The 15583-nt window shown below is 39.8% G+C and carries 12 protein-coding genes; 9 read left to right on the top strand and 3 right to left on the bottom strand.

The features are described 5' to 3' along the window. Positions 1 to 2: 2 nt before the first annotated feature. Positions 3 to 1640: a copper resistance CopC/CopD family protein gene (locus PDT38_RS16130; RefSeq protein ID WP_270803019.1), complete on the bottom strand. Its 1638-nt coding sequence runs from the start codon at positions 1638 to 1640 to the stop codon at positions 3 to 5. A 1-nt stretch (position 1641) separates the two neighbouring features. Further along, positions 1642 to 2214, bottom strand: coding sequence for a DeoR family transcriptional regulator (locus PDT38_RS16125; protein ID WP_270803018.1), 573 nt, complete (start codon positions 2212 to 2214; stop codon positions 1642 to 1644). Positions 2215 to 2417: 203 nt separating this feature from the next. On the opposite strand from PDT38_RS16125, the gene nirB (PDT38_RS16120) reads away from it, so the two are divergent. The 8 genes from nirB (PDT38_RS16120) to PDT38_RS16085 all read left to right on the top strand — a co-directional run bounded on the left by nirB (PDT38_RS16120) (position 2418) and on the right by PDT38_RS16085 (position 14362). After that, positions 2418 to 4712 carry a nitrite reductase large subunit NirB gene (gene nirB / locus PDT38_RS16120; protein ID WP_270803017.1) on the top strand — a complete coding sequence of 765 codons (2295 nt, stop codon included), beginning with the start codon at positions 2418 to 2420 and terminating at the stop codon, positions 4710 to 4712. After that, the gene (gene nasC / locus PDT38_RS16115) at positions 4709 to 6868 is read left to right on the top strand and encodes an assimilatory nitrate reductase catalytic subunit NasC (protein ID WP_270803016.1); all 2160 of its coding nucleotides are present in this window, start codon (positions 4709 to 4711) and stop codon (positions 6866 to 6868) included. Before nirB (PDT38_RS16120) ends, nasC begins: the two co-directional genes overlap by 4 nt. Before the next feature lie 110 nt (positions 6869 to 6978). After that, complete coding sequence (nirB, locus tag PDT38_RS16110; RefSeq protein ID WP_270803014.1) at positions 6979 to 9408, top strand: nitrite reductase large subunit NirB; 2430 nt, start codon at positions 6979 to 6981, stop codon at positions 9406 to 9408. A gap of 15 nt (positions 9409 to 9423) precedes the next feature. Continuing rightward, complete coding sequence (gene nirD, locus PDT38_RS16105) at positions 9424 to 9753, top strand: nitrite reductase small subunit NirD (protein ID WP_172292982.1); 330 nt, start codon at positions 9424 to 9426, stop codon at positions 9751 to 9753. Between the two features lie 25 nt (positions 9754 to 9778). Further along, the gene (gene cobA / locus PDT38_RS16100) at positions 9779 to 11203 is read left to right on the top strand and encodes a uroporphyrinogen-III C-methyltransferase (RefSeq protein WP_270803012.1); all 1425 of its coding nucleotides are present in this window, start codon (positions 9779 to 9781) and stop codon (positions 11201 to 11203) included. Between the two features lie 210 nt (positions 11204 to 11413). Further along, entirely contained in the window at positions 11414 to 11632 is a 219-nt protein-coding gene (locus PDT38_RS16095; protein WP_270803010.1) for a hypothetical protein, read from the top strand. Positions 11633 to 11763: 131 nt separating this feature from the next. Next, positions 11764 to 12234: an SMI1/KNR4 family protein gene (locus PDT38_RS16090; protein ID WP_270803009.1), complete on the top strand. Its 471-nt coding sequence runs from the start codon at positions 11764 to 11766 to the stop codon at positions 12232 to 12234. A 508-nt stretch (positions 12235 to 12742) separates the two neighbouring features. Beyond that, positions 12743 to 14362 (top strand): SLC13 family permease, encoded by a 1620-nt coding sequence (locus PDT38_RS16085; protein ID WP_270803008.1) that lies wholly within the window; start codon positions 12743 to 12745, stop codon positions 14360 to 14362. 65 nt (positions 14363 to 14427) lie between these two features. Here PDT38_RS16085 and PDT38_RS16080 read toward each other — a convergent pair whose 3' ends face one another. Then, the gene (locus PDT38_RS16080; protein WP_270803007.1) at positions 14428 to 14805 is read right to left on the bottom strand and encodes a MerR family transcriptional regulator; all 378 of its coding nucleotides are present in this window, start codon (positions 14803 to 14805) and stop codon (positions 14428 to 14430) included. Positions 14806 to 14872: 67 nt separating this feature from the next. On the opposite strand from PDT38_RS16080, the gene PDT38_RS16075 reads away from it, so the two are divergent. Then, positions 14873 to 15247, top strand: coding sequence for a carboxymuconolactone decarboxylase family protein (locus tag PDT38_RS16075; RefSeq protein ID WP_270803005.1), 375 nt, complete (start codon positions 14873 to 14875; stop codon positions 15245 to 15247). The last annotated feature ends 336 nt before the right edge of the window (positions 15248 to 15583 follow it).

Below are 15583 nucleotides of genomic sequence, written 5' to 3'. Positions count from 1 at the left end.
CATCAATACTCCTTTTTGTTGGTTTTGACATTAAAAATGGTTTTAATTTCAGTAAATGATGCGGTTAATCCATGAACTCGAATTTTCCAGAGACCTTCTTCATTCAAGTTTAAATGTTTTGAACGGAAGATTCCTTGTTTGTTTTTGGTCAAGTTGAAGGTGCTTTCTTGTTTATCTCCGAAAAGGCTAGTTTTGCTCATTGTTAGTTCAATTTTTTGAATATCTTCGATCACTTCTCCATTACGGTTTCTGATGCTGACTTCAAACGTATTTGAGCCTGGTATGTTCGGGCTGATTCCAAGAGATAACGTTTGCCCGTTTTCTAGCTGTTTCGTCTCGTTAAACGGCAGTGGAAGGGGTGCGTGTGGACTAGGAATATTGGTGAAAACAGCTGTTGTCATCAAAATAAGGAGCGCAATCAACCATTCTGCTTTGATCGTTTGTGCTCGTATGTGTTTTGGCTTTTTTCTGAAATGGACATAGTGAAATGTTCCAAGCCCAATCATCAAACAAAAGAGTGCCAATTTGATCAGCAGAGCTTTTCCATAATAGGTCGTAAAAAGATTGTTTAATGTGTGAACGATAAAAAAGCTGTTAATGAAACCTGAGAACACAAGTAATCCTGCTGAACACAACGCCCAAGGTGAAAAGCGACGAATCGATTCCCAAATGTGGGTTCTGTCTGTATTTACCCAGTCCTTTCCAAATGATAGAGAGATGACCGCCAATCCACCTACCCAAACAGAAGCTGATCCCAAGTGAACAAAGTCCATGATGATCGTCATCATACTCGAACTTGTTGAAGCTGCATGACCAGAAAGCGATTTGACAAATAAGAGGCCGATAAGTGGAATGATCATCAGCGCATGATTTGTTTTCCATGTAAAAACAAAAAGTACGATGAGCAAGCCAATATTGATCATCCATAATGTTCCGCCTGTTGTATACAGTAATGTTTCTTTTAGCAGATTCGGTTGAAAAGCTTCATTCCAAGCAACACCGGCATTTGCTTTTGTTTGAAGTGGAAGCTGAATAAGCAAACCTGCTCCAATCAGGACTAGGGCCAACTTCATCAGCCATTGCACACGCCGCTTCATCTGTTGAGACCAGCCCATGATGGGGCGATACCAAACAAGCTGAAAGAGAATCGAACCCATCAAAAAAGAAAATCCTGTGTAAAGAAGCACACGTTCGATGATGGTGTCTGCTTTCGGCAGCTGATTTGCAGCCGTACTTTGCTCGTCTTTCGGCAGACTACCTTGAACTTTTCCGATACTAAAAGGAATTGTCCCTGAGACCGGATGTCCGTCAGCAGAAACAGCTCTCCATTCAGCCGAATAAACGTCATCTTTTAAGTGTTTCTGAAGTTTTGTTCTCATCACTTTGGCGTTTTTCGGGTCAATCATGGTTTGTCCTTTATCAACACGTTCACCTGAGGAATCTCTGACAATGATGGAATGAAATCCCTCCTGAATCACTTCGTTAAACTCAAGTTTGATCTCAGAAGGTGCTTGATTCAGTTCTTGATTTTCTTGAGGTGTTGAATTGACGATGTAAGCGTGTGCCGAAACGGCTTTAGGAATAATAAATAAACAAACAATCATCGTCATGATCCAGAGTGGCGCTTTTTTTCTAACCATGCTATTCATCGTGACAGCAGCAACTTTCTTTCATTTCCTTTTGAATAATCTGTGCAGCTTCGTCAAAGGAGCAAATCCTTCCACCAAACCCTTTTCGGAACTTCTCAGCATCAGTAACTGAGGCGAAACAGAGTGCTTGCGGTTGACAACAATTTAAGTGGAGTTCAGCATGAAGCAGAAAAACGGCCATTTTAGCGCTGATCGTTATGTCTAATAAAAAATCACGGCAAATGATTTGTGACACATTGTCTTTTAATTTTTCATAGCCAAGCATTGCACAGTGAGCGCAGCAAAACTGCTCAATCTGGCTGTCCGTTTTGACGATCTGTACAGATAGCCTTTGACTGAGCGGTTTCCCGCAAATTAAACAGATCTGTCCTGGCGTCTGTTTGGCGCGGTTCATCGTAATTCCGCCGGCCGTTTTGATCACTTGTCCCTTTTCGATGAGCGGCTTAATATCGCGATACACAGTCATTTCTGATACATTAAGCCTTTTAGAGATAACGGAAATTTTGAGTGTATCCTCTTCTTGAACCCATGTTAAAATTTGTTGTCTACGTTTGATCGGTAACATTCTCCTCCCCCTTTATTCTGTATGTCCCTCTATAAGATTAGTAGATAAATGGTAAAGATACAAGTGGGGGATGATAAAATGTGTTAAAAAGTGTGATTTTTAACATTGTCATGTAGTGGAAATTTATTGGTGAGAAAATGTAACAAGTTTAAATAACTGTACGACGCAATATGAAATAATGGTGTTTAAGAGGGGGTGGGAATATGGAGAAACAAAAGCTAGTTTTAATAGGGAACGGTATGGCAGGGATTCGAGTGGTTGAGGAGATCTTAATGCATAATAAAGATCTATTTGATATCACCATCATTGGTCGTGAACCGCATCTTCACTACAATCGGGTCTTATTGTCTTCTGTTTTACAGGGTGAAATGGAGTTGAACGATATTATCGTGAACAGTCAAAGTTGGTATAAGGAGAATGGTATTCATCTTTATACAGGGGAAACGGCTGTTCAAATTGATATTGGGAAACAGACTGTAACGACAGATATCAATCGTGAACTAACCTATGACAAATTAGTGATCGCTACAGGATCTTCCCCATTTGTTCCCCCAATTGTGGGCGTAGAAAAAGAGGGGGTATATGGATTTCGGACGATTGAAGACTGTCAGATGTTGATCAATGCTACTAGGCGTCGTGTTCGAAAAGCAACGGTTATTGGCGGAGGGGTTTTGGGACTTGAGGCAGCGCGAGGATTGGTGAACCTTGGGATGAAGGTTGATGTCATTCACCAAGCCTCATATATCATGCAGAACCAACTGGATAACCAATCAGCAGCCATGCTCCAACATGAGCTAGAACAACAGGGGATTCGTTTTCTATTAGAAAAAGAGACGGAAGCCATATTGGGGGAATCCAGTGTCAAGGGTGTACGGTTCAAAGATGGTACAGAGACTGACACTGACCTTGTTGTGCTAGCTGCTGGTGTGAGACCAAATATAGAACTAGCAAAAATGAGCGACATCTCCGTCAACCGTGCGATTATTGTCAATGATAAATTGGAGACAAATGTTAACGGTATTTATGCTGTTGGAGAATGTGCAGAACATCGCGGAGTCGTCTATGGGCTGATCAAACCCATATATGAACAAGCAGAAGTGTTGGCAAAACAAATTTGTGGATTGCCATCTGATGATTACAAAGGTTCTCTTCAATCGACTGTGCTGAAAATTGCTGGAATTGATGTTTTTTCAGCAGGCAAGGTGATGGAGGATGACACGACAACGACTATCAAACTTGTCGATGAGTCAGCTAAATTATATAAAAAAGCCGTTTTCCAAGCTGATCGATTAGTCGGTGTGATCTTATATGGGGAGACAAACAGCAAACAAAAACTGTTAGAAAGTCTGGTCAAACAAAGGGATATTTCAATAGTAAAAAAAGAACTTTTGCAATTAGATGAAGAAAGTCCAGTTGCCTCAATGGGGGTTGAAACAACGGTTTGTCAATGCAATGGGGTATCAAAAGGCATGATAATTGAAGCGGTGCAAACGTATCGCTTAGAAACAGTTGAAGATGTAAAGTATTGTACAAAGGCGTCTGGCTCATGTGGTGGCTGCAAATTGTTGATTGAGGAGTTGTTAGTCCATATAGCAAATCAAGAATATCAAACCTCATCAAAATCATTCTGTTCCTGCACGATGCTACAGGAAGATGAAGTTGTCAATGAAATACAGATGAAAAATCTTACTTCTGTTAAGGATGTCATCTCAGCATTGAACTGGAAAAATCGCGATGGATGCTCTAGCTGTCGACCCGCGATTGATTATTATGTCACGATGATTCACGCTGGTTTTAGTGGGAAAATGGGAGAAGTCGATGAGAAACATCGTTTATGTACAATTGTTCCGCAAATGTACGGGGGAATAACAAATGCTTTCGAACTAAAACGAATGAGCATGGTCATTGAAAAATATCAAATTCCACAAGTGTTTATCACAAATGATCAAAGAATCATGTTGGCGGGGATAGACAAAGAAGATCTCACAAATATAAAAGAAGAATTAGGAACACCGCTTTGTTTATTACAAAAACAGGTGATCGGCTCAATCAAAACGTGTTCATGCGGCCAACCAGATGTGATGCTCGACTTTGCCGCTGAGCTTGAGAAGGTGATCGAAAGGCTTTTACTACCGGCACAGGTATCGATCGGAATGTCCAGTTGTTTGAATGATTGTATTTATGCTTCTTTACAGGACATAGGAGTGATCCGTTCAATCAGTGGATTTGACATATTTGTTGGCGGAAAAGGCGGACCGAACCCTTATGCCGGAGAGCTGCTTGTTGTAGCGCGTACATTAGCGGAGGCGGGAGAGTTTCTGAAAGGTTTTCTTCAGTACTATCGCGAATCGGCACATTATCGCGAACAAATCAGACAATGGATTAAACGCGTTGGTCTCATTCATATTCGAGAGGTATTATTTGATCATGGTCTACGTCATCAACTGAACAAACAACTTGAAAACGCAAAACATTTGGAAAGGGTTGAGTTGATGTGACCAAACCATTATCTAAAAATTTCCATATACAACAGACACAAGTACAGTCAGAAAAAATATATGATACTCAGTGCCCGTTTTGCAGTATGCAATGTAAAATGCAGTTAATTGAACAAACAATGGACACAAGCAAACAATATATAGCTAGAGGAATTGATCATGTAACAACAAAAGGTCGTTTATGTCTAAAAGGAATGAATGCCTATCAACATGTCTTTCATTCGGAACGTTTGACCTATCCGCTTCTGAAAAGAAACGGCACATTTGTCCGCGTCTCTTGGGAAGAAGCACTTCAATATATAGGAGAGCAAGTAACAAGCATTCAACATCAAGAGGGGCATCATGCCTTAGGTGTTTATGGAAGTGCATCATTAACAAATGAAGAAGCTTATTTGCTTGGAAAATTCGCCCGTGTTGCCTTGAAAACGAAGTACATTGACTATAATGGTCGGTATTGTATGTCAGCGGCAGCGACAGCTGCAACTCAAACTTTTGGCATGGACCGCGGTTTTACAAACACAATATCCGAGATTCCACATACAAGGGTCATGATTCTTGCAGGAACGAATATTGCTGAATGTCAGCCGACGATGATGCCATATTTTAAAGAAGCAAAAGAAAACGGTGCATTCATCATCGTCATTGACCCTAGGCAAACATTGACCGCCCAGATGGCTGACCTACATCTTAAGGTGAAGCCAGGGAAAGATGCTATGCTAGCAAACGGGATTCTGAAGATTATCATTGAAGAACAGCTGACAGATGATTCATTCATAGAGAGACGGGTGTCAGGATTTGAAGCTGTCAAACACTATGTTATGTCTTTAGATCTTAGAGACATATCAAATAAGACAGGTGTTTCAATCGAACAAATCCGAAAAACGGCTATAAAATTTGCACAGGAAGAAACAGGGATGATTTTTACAGCAAGAGGGGTTGAACAGCAAACAGATGGGGTGGCAGCCGTCAAAAATTTACTGAATATTCTAATATCCGTAGGGAAAGTTGGAAAGTGCGGTTGTGGATATGCTGCGATCACTGGTCAAGGGAATGGGCAAGGGGCGAGAGAACACGGACAAAAGGCAGACCAGTTACCAGGGTATCGTTCAATTGAAAATGAAGCAGACCGTTCCTTTATAGCAAATGTCTGGAATATTAAAAAAGAAGAATTACCGAGAAAGGGTGTTTCTGCTTATGAAATGATCAAGAAAATTGACAAAGAAGAGATCACTGGCATGTTGATATTCTGTTCAAATCCTGTTGTCTCAAGTCCAAATGCCAACTTTGTCAAAAACGCTTTAAAGAAATTAAAGTTTTTCGTCGTTGTAGATATGTTTGTTTCGGAGACTGCAAAACTGGCCAATGTGATTTTACCAGCATCATCTTTTCTTGAAGATGAAGGGACAATGACAAATGTAGAAGGTAGAGTGACTTTAAGGGAGGCAACAAAACCTTGTCCAGAAGAGGTGAGGCATGACTGGCAGATAATTTGTGACATTGCCGCTGTACTTGGAAAAAGCCAGTTTTTCTCTTATCAATCAGCAGAAGACATTTTTAATGAACTTAGAAGAGCGAGTCAAGGGGGAATGGCCGATTATTATGGCATCACTTATGAGCGCCTTCGACAGAAAGATGGCATTTTATGGCCTTGTCCGAAACTTGGTCATTCTGGAACAGAGCGTTTGTTTGAAACAGAGTTTGCTCATCCAGACAAAAAAGCGAAAATGTTTGTCATTCCTAATGAACCGACTGTTCAAAAAGAGCAACCAACAGAACATTACCCGTTGTTTTTAACAACAGGGAGGGTGATATCACACTATTTAACAGGTGTGCAGACAAGGAAGAGTCCTGCGCTTTTAGCCAGACATGTCGAATCATTTATGGAGATTCATCCAAAAACAGCTGACAAGTATAAAATTGAAGATCGTGTTTTGGTGAAAATCGAATCAAAAAGAGGCAGCATTATCGTTAGAAGTGTGCTGTCTGAAGCGATTAGACAAGATACCGTTTTTGTACCCATGCATTGGTCAGGTATACAAAATGTCAATCATTTGGTCGCCGCTGATTTAGATCCGTCATCTAAAATGCCTAGTTTTAAAGTTTGTGCTGTCCGTATCCAGCCTATTCTTGACAATCATGTGAATGAATTGTCATAAAAAGTCATAGAAAGTTTACAAAATTAAGTTTAATTTGTGATAATTTTAAACATGTATAGGAAATACATCTTTTGAGTGTAGCGTTGTTTTTTGAGAAGGGGAGGATGATCGTGGAAAAAAAACAGTTAGTCCTTGTTGGGAATGGGATGGCTGGGATCAGGGCCATCGAAGAAATACTTAAAGTGTCAAACGATCAATTTCAAATTACAATTTTCGGAAATGAACCATATCCGAATTATAATCGGATTATGCTTTCTAAAGTATTGCAAGGAGACACAAATATTAATGACATTACATTAAATGATTGGGATTGGTATGAAGAAAACGGTATTCAACTGTATACAGGTGAAGCCGTTATCAAAGTTGATCCTAAACAAAAGACCGTTGTGACTGACTCAGGAAGGGTTCAACCATATGATGAACTGATTTTGGCGACAGGTTCTCTTCCGTTCATCTTGCCGCTGCCAGGAGCGGATAAACAAGGTGTCACAGGTTTTCGGGATATAAAAGATACAGATGTGATGTTAGAAGCTTCGAAAACGTATCAAAAAGCAGCAGTCATTGGCGGCGGATTGCTAGGGCTTGAAGCTGCACGGGGGCTACTTAATCTCGGTATGGATGTCACTGTTGTTCATCTTGAACCATACTTAATGGAGCGGCAACTTGATCCAACAGCAGGTCGTCTATTACAAAATGAATTAGAAAAACAAGGTATGAAATTTTTACTTGAAAAACAAACCGAAGAAATTTACGGTGATCAGCGTGTAGAAGGATTAAAATTTAAAGATGGTTCAACAGTTCAGACCGATTTGGTTGTCATGGCGGTCGGTATAAAACCGAACGTTCAGCTTGGGAAAGACTGTGGGATTCCTGTTGGCAGAGGGCTTATTGTTGATGATTATATGCAGACAGAAATCCCTAACATTTATGCTGTCGGTGAGTGTGCAGAACATCGAGGTATCGCTTATGGGCTTGTTGCACCACTTTACGAACAGGCAAAAGTACTTGCCAAGAAAATTTGCGGTGTTGATACAGCACCATATGAAGGCTCTATTACAGCTACACAATTAAAAGTTTCTGGAGTCGAGGTTTTTTCTGCCGGCGACTTTATAGAAGCAAATGCTGAAGACAAAAAAGCGATTAAAGTGTTTGATGAACAAGAAGGTATTTATAAAAAGATTGTTCTGTGCGGCAATCAAGTTGTCGGAGCCGTTTTATTCGGTGATACTAGCGAAGGTAACCGACTGTTTTCGATGATTCAAAAAGGATCTGATATTTCCGAAACTTCCAAAGTTTCTATTTTGCAGCCGCTGAATCAAGAACATGGCACAAGTGTTACAGCAGCCATGAGTGATGATGAAATTGTTTGTGGTTGCAATGGTGTTTCCAAAGGAATGATCATCGAGGCGATCAAAAATCAAGGCTGTTCATCAGTTGATGACATCAAAGCCTGTACAGGAGCATCTCGTTCTTGCGGAGGCTGTAAACCACTCGTGGCAGAGATTCTTCAACATACACTCGGTTCTGAGTTTGATGCATCTGTGCAAAAAGAAGCAATTTGCAGCTGTACCGATCTTTCGAGAGAAGAAGTCATCGCAGAAATAAAAGGAAAAGGTCTGACCCATACGAGAGAAGTCATGAATGTCCTCGGCTGGAAAACGGCAGAAGGTTGTTCCAAATGTCGTCCAGCGCTGAACTATTATCTAGGAATGATTAATCCGACTGAATATGAGGATGAACGAGCATCGCGATTTGTCAATGAAAGGATGCACGCCAACATTCAAAAAGACGGTACATACTCTGTCGTTCCACGGATGTATGGTGGTGTTACGAATGCAAAAGATTTGCGTCGCATTGCTGATGTCGTTGATAAATATGAGATTCCTTTGGTGAAAATGACGGGGGGACAGCGAATTGACTTGATCGGTGTTAAAAAAGAAGACCTTCCAAAAGTTTGGGAAGATCTTGATATGCCATCTGGCTTTGCCTATGGAAAAACAGTCAGAACCGTAAAAACCTGTGTAGGTGAGCAATTCTGTCGCTTTGGCACCCAAGATTCAATGGCTCTTGGTATTGCATTGGAGAAAAAATTTGAAGGGCTTTCTGCACCTCATAAAATTAAAATGGCGGTGTCGGCATGTCCTAGAAACTGTGCTGAGTCTGGTATTAAAGATGTCGGAGTTGTTGGTATTGATGGAGGCTGGGAAATTTATGTCGGTGGAAATGGCGGAACCCATTTGCGGGCTGGAGATTTGTTAATGAAAGTCAAAACAGCTGAAGAAGTCATCGAGATTACAGGTGCTTATCTTCAGTATTATAGAGAAACAGCCAATTATTTAGAGCGGACTTCGGCATGGATCGAACGGGTTGGTCTGTCTCATGTTCAATCTGTATTAAGTGATGAAACAAACCGGAAAGAGCTAAATGACCGTATGAATGAAGCACTGTCTGTCTACCAAGACCCATGGAAGAACTTTTTGGAGGACAAAAAAACAGCAAAACAATTGTTTCATCATGTTGTCACATCTTCATCACGTTGAAAAGGAGGCATTCGGATGGTGAATAAAAACATAACAAAAGTATTTATTGCAAAACTGAGTGAACTACCGGAACAATTGGGGAAAACGGTCTTTATCGATGACAAAGAGATTGCTGTTTTTAAACTTTCAAATGGCAGTGTCCGTGCCGTCGAAAATCGTTGTCCTCATAAAGGAGGCGTTCTCGCCGAAGGAATGGTCAGCGGCGAATTTGTATTTTGCCCAATGCATGACTGGAAGATCAGTCTGAAAGATGGTAGAGTTCAAGAACCAGACACAGGCTGTATCCAAACCTTTGAAACTGTAATCGAAGGAGAAGACTTGTTTATTATCTATGAAAGAGATTAATCGGTAGATGGAAGGATGACCGTTGATGGGGAATGGGAAAGTATATTTTGTCGGAGCAGGACCGGGAGATGTGAGGCTTATTACATTAAAGGGAAAAACTTTGCTTGAAAAAGCAGATGTCATCATGTATGACAGACTTGTTAATCCGCGTCTGTTAGAATATGCGAAAGCAACATGTGAATTCATCTACTGTGGAAAGCTTCCAACCCGACATTATATGAAACAGACTGAAATCCATGCATTGCTGATTGAGAAGGCTGGAAAAGGTCTTCAGGTTGTACGACTCAAAGGAGGAGATCCCAGTGTATTCGGCAGAGTTGGAGAAGAAGCGGATGCCGTCAGTGAGCATGGTATCCCATATGAAATGGTCCCCGGCATTACGTCTGGAATCGCAGCACCACTGTATGCCGGCTTACCAGTAACCCATCGGGATTTTGCGTCATCTTTTGCTGTCATGACCGCACATGATCAATCAGGTAAACCAGCGTTGAATTGGAAAGGTCTTGCTGGAAGTGTGCAAACTCTTGTTTTTTATATGGGCATCAAAAATGTCGCTTATATATGTGAGAACTTGATCAAAAACGGAAAATCTCCCTCTCTTCCCGTTATGGTGATCCAATGGGGCACATGGGGACGGCAGCGAAGCATTAAGGGAACACTTGAAAATATTCAGCGAAAAATAAATGAACACGAAATCAGAAACCCCGCCATTATTGTTGTCGGTGATATTGTTTCATTTCAGCGCAACAGCTGGTTTGAGAAAAAACCGTTAATTGGACGGAATATCATGGCGATCCAAAGTGGAGAAGAAGAGAACTTACCGAAAGATGTTTTGCGTGAACAAGGTGCAGAAGTGATTGAATGGCCAAAATGGAAAGTGACTGAAGCAACCATGGATCAGGTGGATGTAGATGAACTTGCTACTTTTGACAGTTTGTTGTTCACCTCAAAGACAGCAGTGCAACAGTTTTTTAGCAAGCTTGCTGTCTTGAAAATCGATGTTAGACAAATAAGAGGACAGTTTTATGCTTCAACTCCATCGATTAAAGCTGTTCTAGAAGAGTACGGATTTGTAGCATGTTTACAACAAGATCATTTAAATCTAGAAACATGTTTAACTGTCGGCAGTCGAGGTGCAGTTCAATCGTATTCAAAGTGTCAAGCGTTGATCACACACGAACAAATGATAGATAATCGTTTTACAGATATTGTCAAACGAGAGGTTGCAGAGTTTCCTGTTGACATCCTTCTTTTTTCAAATCGAACATGTGTCGAACTTTTCATGCAAGAAGCGGAAAGCATCGGTATGGCCATTGACAAAACGACAGCAAATATTCATGCGATTTGTGTTAGTGAAGAAGCAAAAGAAGCAGCAATTGAATCTGGATTCAAGCTCATTCATGTACCAAGCGGGGATATGCAACTTACGGATGATATAAAGAAACTTTAAGATGAAGGGTGTCCAAAAAGTCTACACTTTGCGGAGGCCCTTTTTTGCTGAACTCGAAAGGAACATATTTAAAGTGGATTCGCTTTGTGATGCTGAAGATTGTATAGAAAAACTTCTGGTGGGTTTTTTAAGTTTTATGGCTAGTTCAATAAAGATAGATTTATAAGTGAAGACGATACATAATGAATCAATTTTAAAGGTGGAGAAGATATGGAACAAAATAAATTAGTGATCATGAATGAAAAGTTTAATAAAGAGGGATCAGAAGAGGAAATTGAAGGGTTAACGGTTATGGTTGACGGGGTCATTAAACAAGCTTTTGATATCATCAAATCTAATAAAGATTATGATACATATACCGAAGTATTAGGTGATGTGATATTTGCAGGAATAAAGACAATTGTGAATGATGATCGAAAAATAACATGATGTTAGCCAAGATCGAAAAAACTTTGGGGAAGAGGCAATGAAGCCAGAGTTTTTTTGCATAAGAACTATAAGTTTCAATTACTAAAAGAAGTTGAACATAAGCTCTACTTTAAATTTAAGCAGGTGAAGAGATGAACAATTACAATTTTCTATTAAAGTATATTGTGAATGAAGACAATACTCAAAACATGAAACACGAGTTTTACCCTTTAAAGAAAGATGAAATAAAAAGTGCTGAGGAGCGAATGGGATTAAGCTTTCCAAAAGAGTTAAGAAATTTTTACATGACAATTGGTTATGGGTTTATGCATAGGGATCTTGAAAATCAGTTTAACAGACTTATCGATCCACATAGTGTAGTTGATATCAGATTAAGAGAAGATTTCTATGAATTTGATCCTGATTTAGAATTGTATGAAGATGACACTAAATTAGTCTTTTTCGAAATAGTAGAGGGGTTCTATTTATCGATTGATTTTAAAGAACAATCCGGAAAAAATGCAGTTTATTTTGTTGATACACTTATCTGTGATTCGTTTGGTGAGTTTTTAATGAGGTATGACCAAAATTCGAAATTTTACTACGATTTGTTAGAGTCATAACGTCAAAAAATTGATGAATTCTCAAGCCTTACGAATCTTTTTGATCATATGCCACATTTTATTGATTCACAATTAGTGAATGTAGAACTTAAGAGAGGTGGTCCTTGTTTATTTATTCGACTAGTGACAAGAGAAACAGTTGAGAATAAACCTAAACGTTGAGATGAATGGAATGTTTTATTTTCCTTTATAGGAGTCCGTCATTTAGTTTTAAAATAGCTGAAAGATTAAAGATGACTTGCAGTAACCGAATGCAAATTGAATGCCAATTTGATTGGGCCAGAGTTGAAAAGATTACATCTGGTTTAATAGGTTTGAAATGAATTCAAAAATGGAGACTCATGAAGTGAGCCCCTGATTGAGAATATGAGCGTAAAACACCCTTCAACAGCCGCTTCCTCTTTGATATAAAATAAGTAAAATCCCTCCAGAAAAATGACCAAATTGTGACAAAAAATAGAATCTTTCGATATAATGAATTTGTTACAAAAAGAGGGGAGGGGTTTTTATGAAATTAATGGTTTCCTCGGCATGGGATATGCTTTGGACAACACATTGGAAAGCAAAGGGGTTGCTGTTGTTTTCTGTGCCTGCAAATACAGGTAAAAAGCTTGAATCTCAAAAGACAACAGCTGGTCAAAAAAAAGACAGGCCGCCCAGCTATCAACCTGCACAGAAAATCGGTTTAGTGCTTGGGCCAGCCTTGTTTTTGGCTATTTTGTTATTCTTTTTTCCTGAGGGTTTGAGTGATGGCGGACGAATGGTACTGGCAACCACTATATGGGTGGCTGTTTGGTGGATGACTGAGGCTGTCCCCATTCCTGTAGCTTCACTACTGCCAATCGTGTTGCTGCCGGTGACAGGTGCACTTAAGGGGTCTGTTGTTACGGCAAGTTATGGCGATCCGATCGTGTTTTTATTTTTAGGAGGTTTTTTGATTGCGCTTGCGATGGAACGCTGGAATCTTCATAAACGGATTGCACTTAACATTATTTCTGTAGTTGGGACAAGTACTTCAACAATTATTCTTGGATTTATGACCGCCACTGGTTTTTTGTCAATGTGGGTCTCGAACACAGCTGCGGTGATGATGATGTTGCCGATTGGTACAGCGATCATCCATCAAGTGTCTGCTGTGATGAAGTCGGAACCTGAAGAAGAAGCGAAATTTTCAAAGGCTTTAATTTTCAGTATTGGTTATGCAGGGACAATTGGTGGACTGGGCACATTGATTGGTACACCACCAAACATGATCCTAGCGGCAAATATGAAAAAAATATATGGAGTTGAGATTTCCTTTGCAGGATGGATGGCCTTTGCTGTTCCAATTGTGATCATCCTGCTTTTCATCGTGTGGTTGTATTTGACAAAAGTCGCTTATCCTCTGAAGGTCAAGCAACTTCCCACTGGAAAACAATTAATAGAAACGGAAAAGAAAAAGCTTGGAAAGGTCGGCTTTGAAGAATTGATGGTACTCCTCGTGTTTTGTTTTGCTGCATTTATGTGGGTCACGAGAACATTTTTTTGGGAAGGTGTAATCACTGGTATTAATGATACAATGATTGCTATTTTTGCAGCTTCGCTGCTCTTTTTAATTCCAGCAAGAAATAAAAATGGGCGGATTTTGGATTGGATCGCCTCAAAAGAGTTGCCATGGGGTATTCTCCTCCTGTTTGGTGGTGGTCTTGCATTGGCAGAAGGTTTTGGTAAGACAGGTTTGACAAAGTGGATCGGCAGTCAATTAACAATATTGGAAGGTTTTCATTTTGTGGTCATCATTTTCGTGTCTGCTGGTTTAGTGCTGTTTCTGACCGAAGTAACCTCTAATACGGCAACAGCAACAATGATTCTTCCTGTCCTTTCATCACTTGCCATCGCGCTTCATGTTCATCCATATGCATTGATGATACCTGCTGCAATGGCAGCAAACTGTGCGTTTATGCTTCCTGTCGGAACACCTCCGAATGCCATTATTTTTGCATCAGGAAAAATAAAGATTAGAGAAATGGTAAGTACCGGATTTATGATCAACATCTTTACCTTAATTATCATTGTTGGAGCTGTGTTTTATATTTTACCTCAGCTTTGGGGAGTGGATCTTACGGTTTTTCCGAATCAGTTGAAATAAACAAAAAAGCAAGGAGAAGACGGCTTAGCCCTGTGTTACATCTGGGGATCTTAAGCCGTCTTTTTTCATTTAAGTGATGAATAAAACTCAATTTTGTCATTGATTTTTTCTAAATTGCTTTGTAGTTTGTTGATATCCTCCATCATTTTTGTGCGGTGAATCTTCAGCATGTTTTTTCGTTCTTCAATTGTTTGCTTCCCTTGACTACGAAGGTCGGCGAATGTCTTCATATTCTCGATTGACATTCCTGTGTCTCGCAGGCGAAGCAAAAAGTAGATCCAGGAAATGTCTGCCTCTGTATATTCCCGATAACCGTTTGGATCACGTTGGATCTTGGGAAGAAGACCGATTTTCTCATAATACCGTAATGTATGTGCCGAGAGATTTGTCAGTTTTGCAGTTTCTTTAATTGTAAATGTTTTGTCCATATATTGATTATACAAAAAAAGCTTGCCTTAGAGCGAGCTCTAAGGTGTATGATTCATTTATTCACTAAAGGAGGAATAGAACATGAACCAACAAAGATATCAACAAGGACTTGAAAATCTCAATGAAATTGATGGTGAAGGCGGTAGAAAAGTAATTGAATCTTTAAAAGATATTGCACCTGATTTAGGCAGGTATATTATTGAATTTGCTTTTGGTGATATTTATGCGCGCGAGGGCTTAAGCTTGAAAGAACGTGAACTCATTACAATCTCATCTTTAACGACCCAGGGTGATTGTGAACCCCAGTTGAAAGTACATATCAATGCCGGATTGAATGTCGGGTTAACACCTTTAGAAATTGTAGAGACGTTAATCCAATGCATTCCTTATACAGGGTTTCCCCGTGTCCTAAATGCGGTCAACATTGCCAAAAGTATTTTTCAAGAACGGGAATGATCTGCTTAATTAAGCTGCCATGGTTTTGGCAGTTTTTTTGTCTTATAGAATTGAATCAATTTCATCATGGCGACATGATTTTATTTGTGGGTGACTTTGGTTTCTAGTAGCCATGGGTAGTGATGAACGAAAAAAATAAGAAACGTATGAAAATGATTTTTCATGCGTTTCATTTGTGTCAGAAAGAATTGGGAATGATCTTCGTCATTTCTATTTCTGCATCTTTTCAAGCCAACATGATCCACCAGCCCAATTTTGTAAATCTAAAGTCCCATGATTTGTGCTCAATTCACCAACAAATTGTAAGCGCTTTATTATATGATGACATCAAGGGAG

It is taken from the genome of Bacillus changyiensis, assembly GCF_027706145.1.
In the GTDB taxonomy this organism is placed as follows: Bacteria; Bacillota; Bacilli; order Bacillales; family Bacillaceae; genus Bacillus; species Bacillus changyiensis.
The sequence above is the reverse complement of the archived record's forward strand: the minus strand, read 5'-3'. Positions and strand labels throughout refer to the sequence as shown.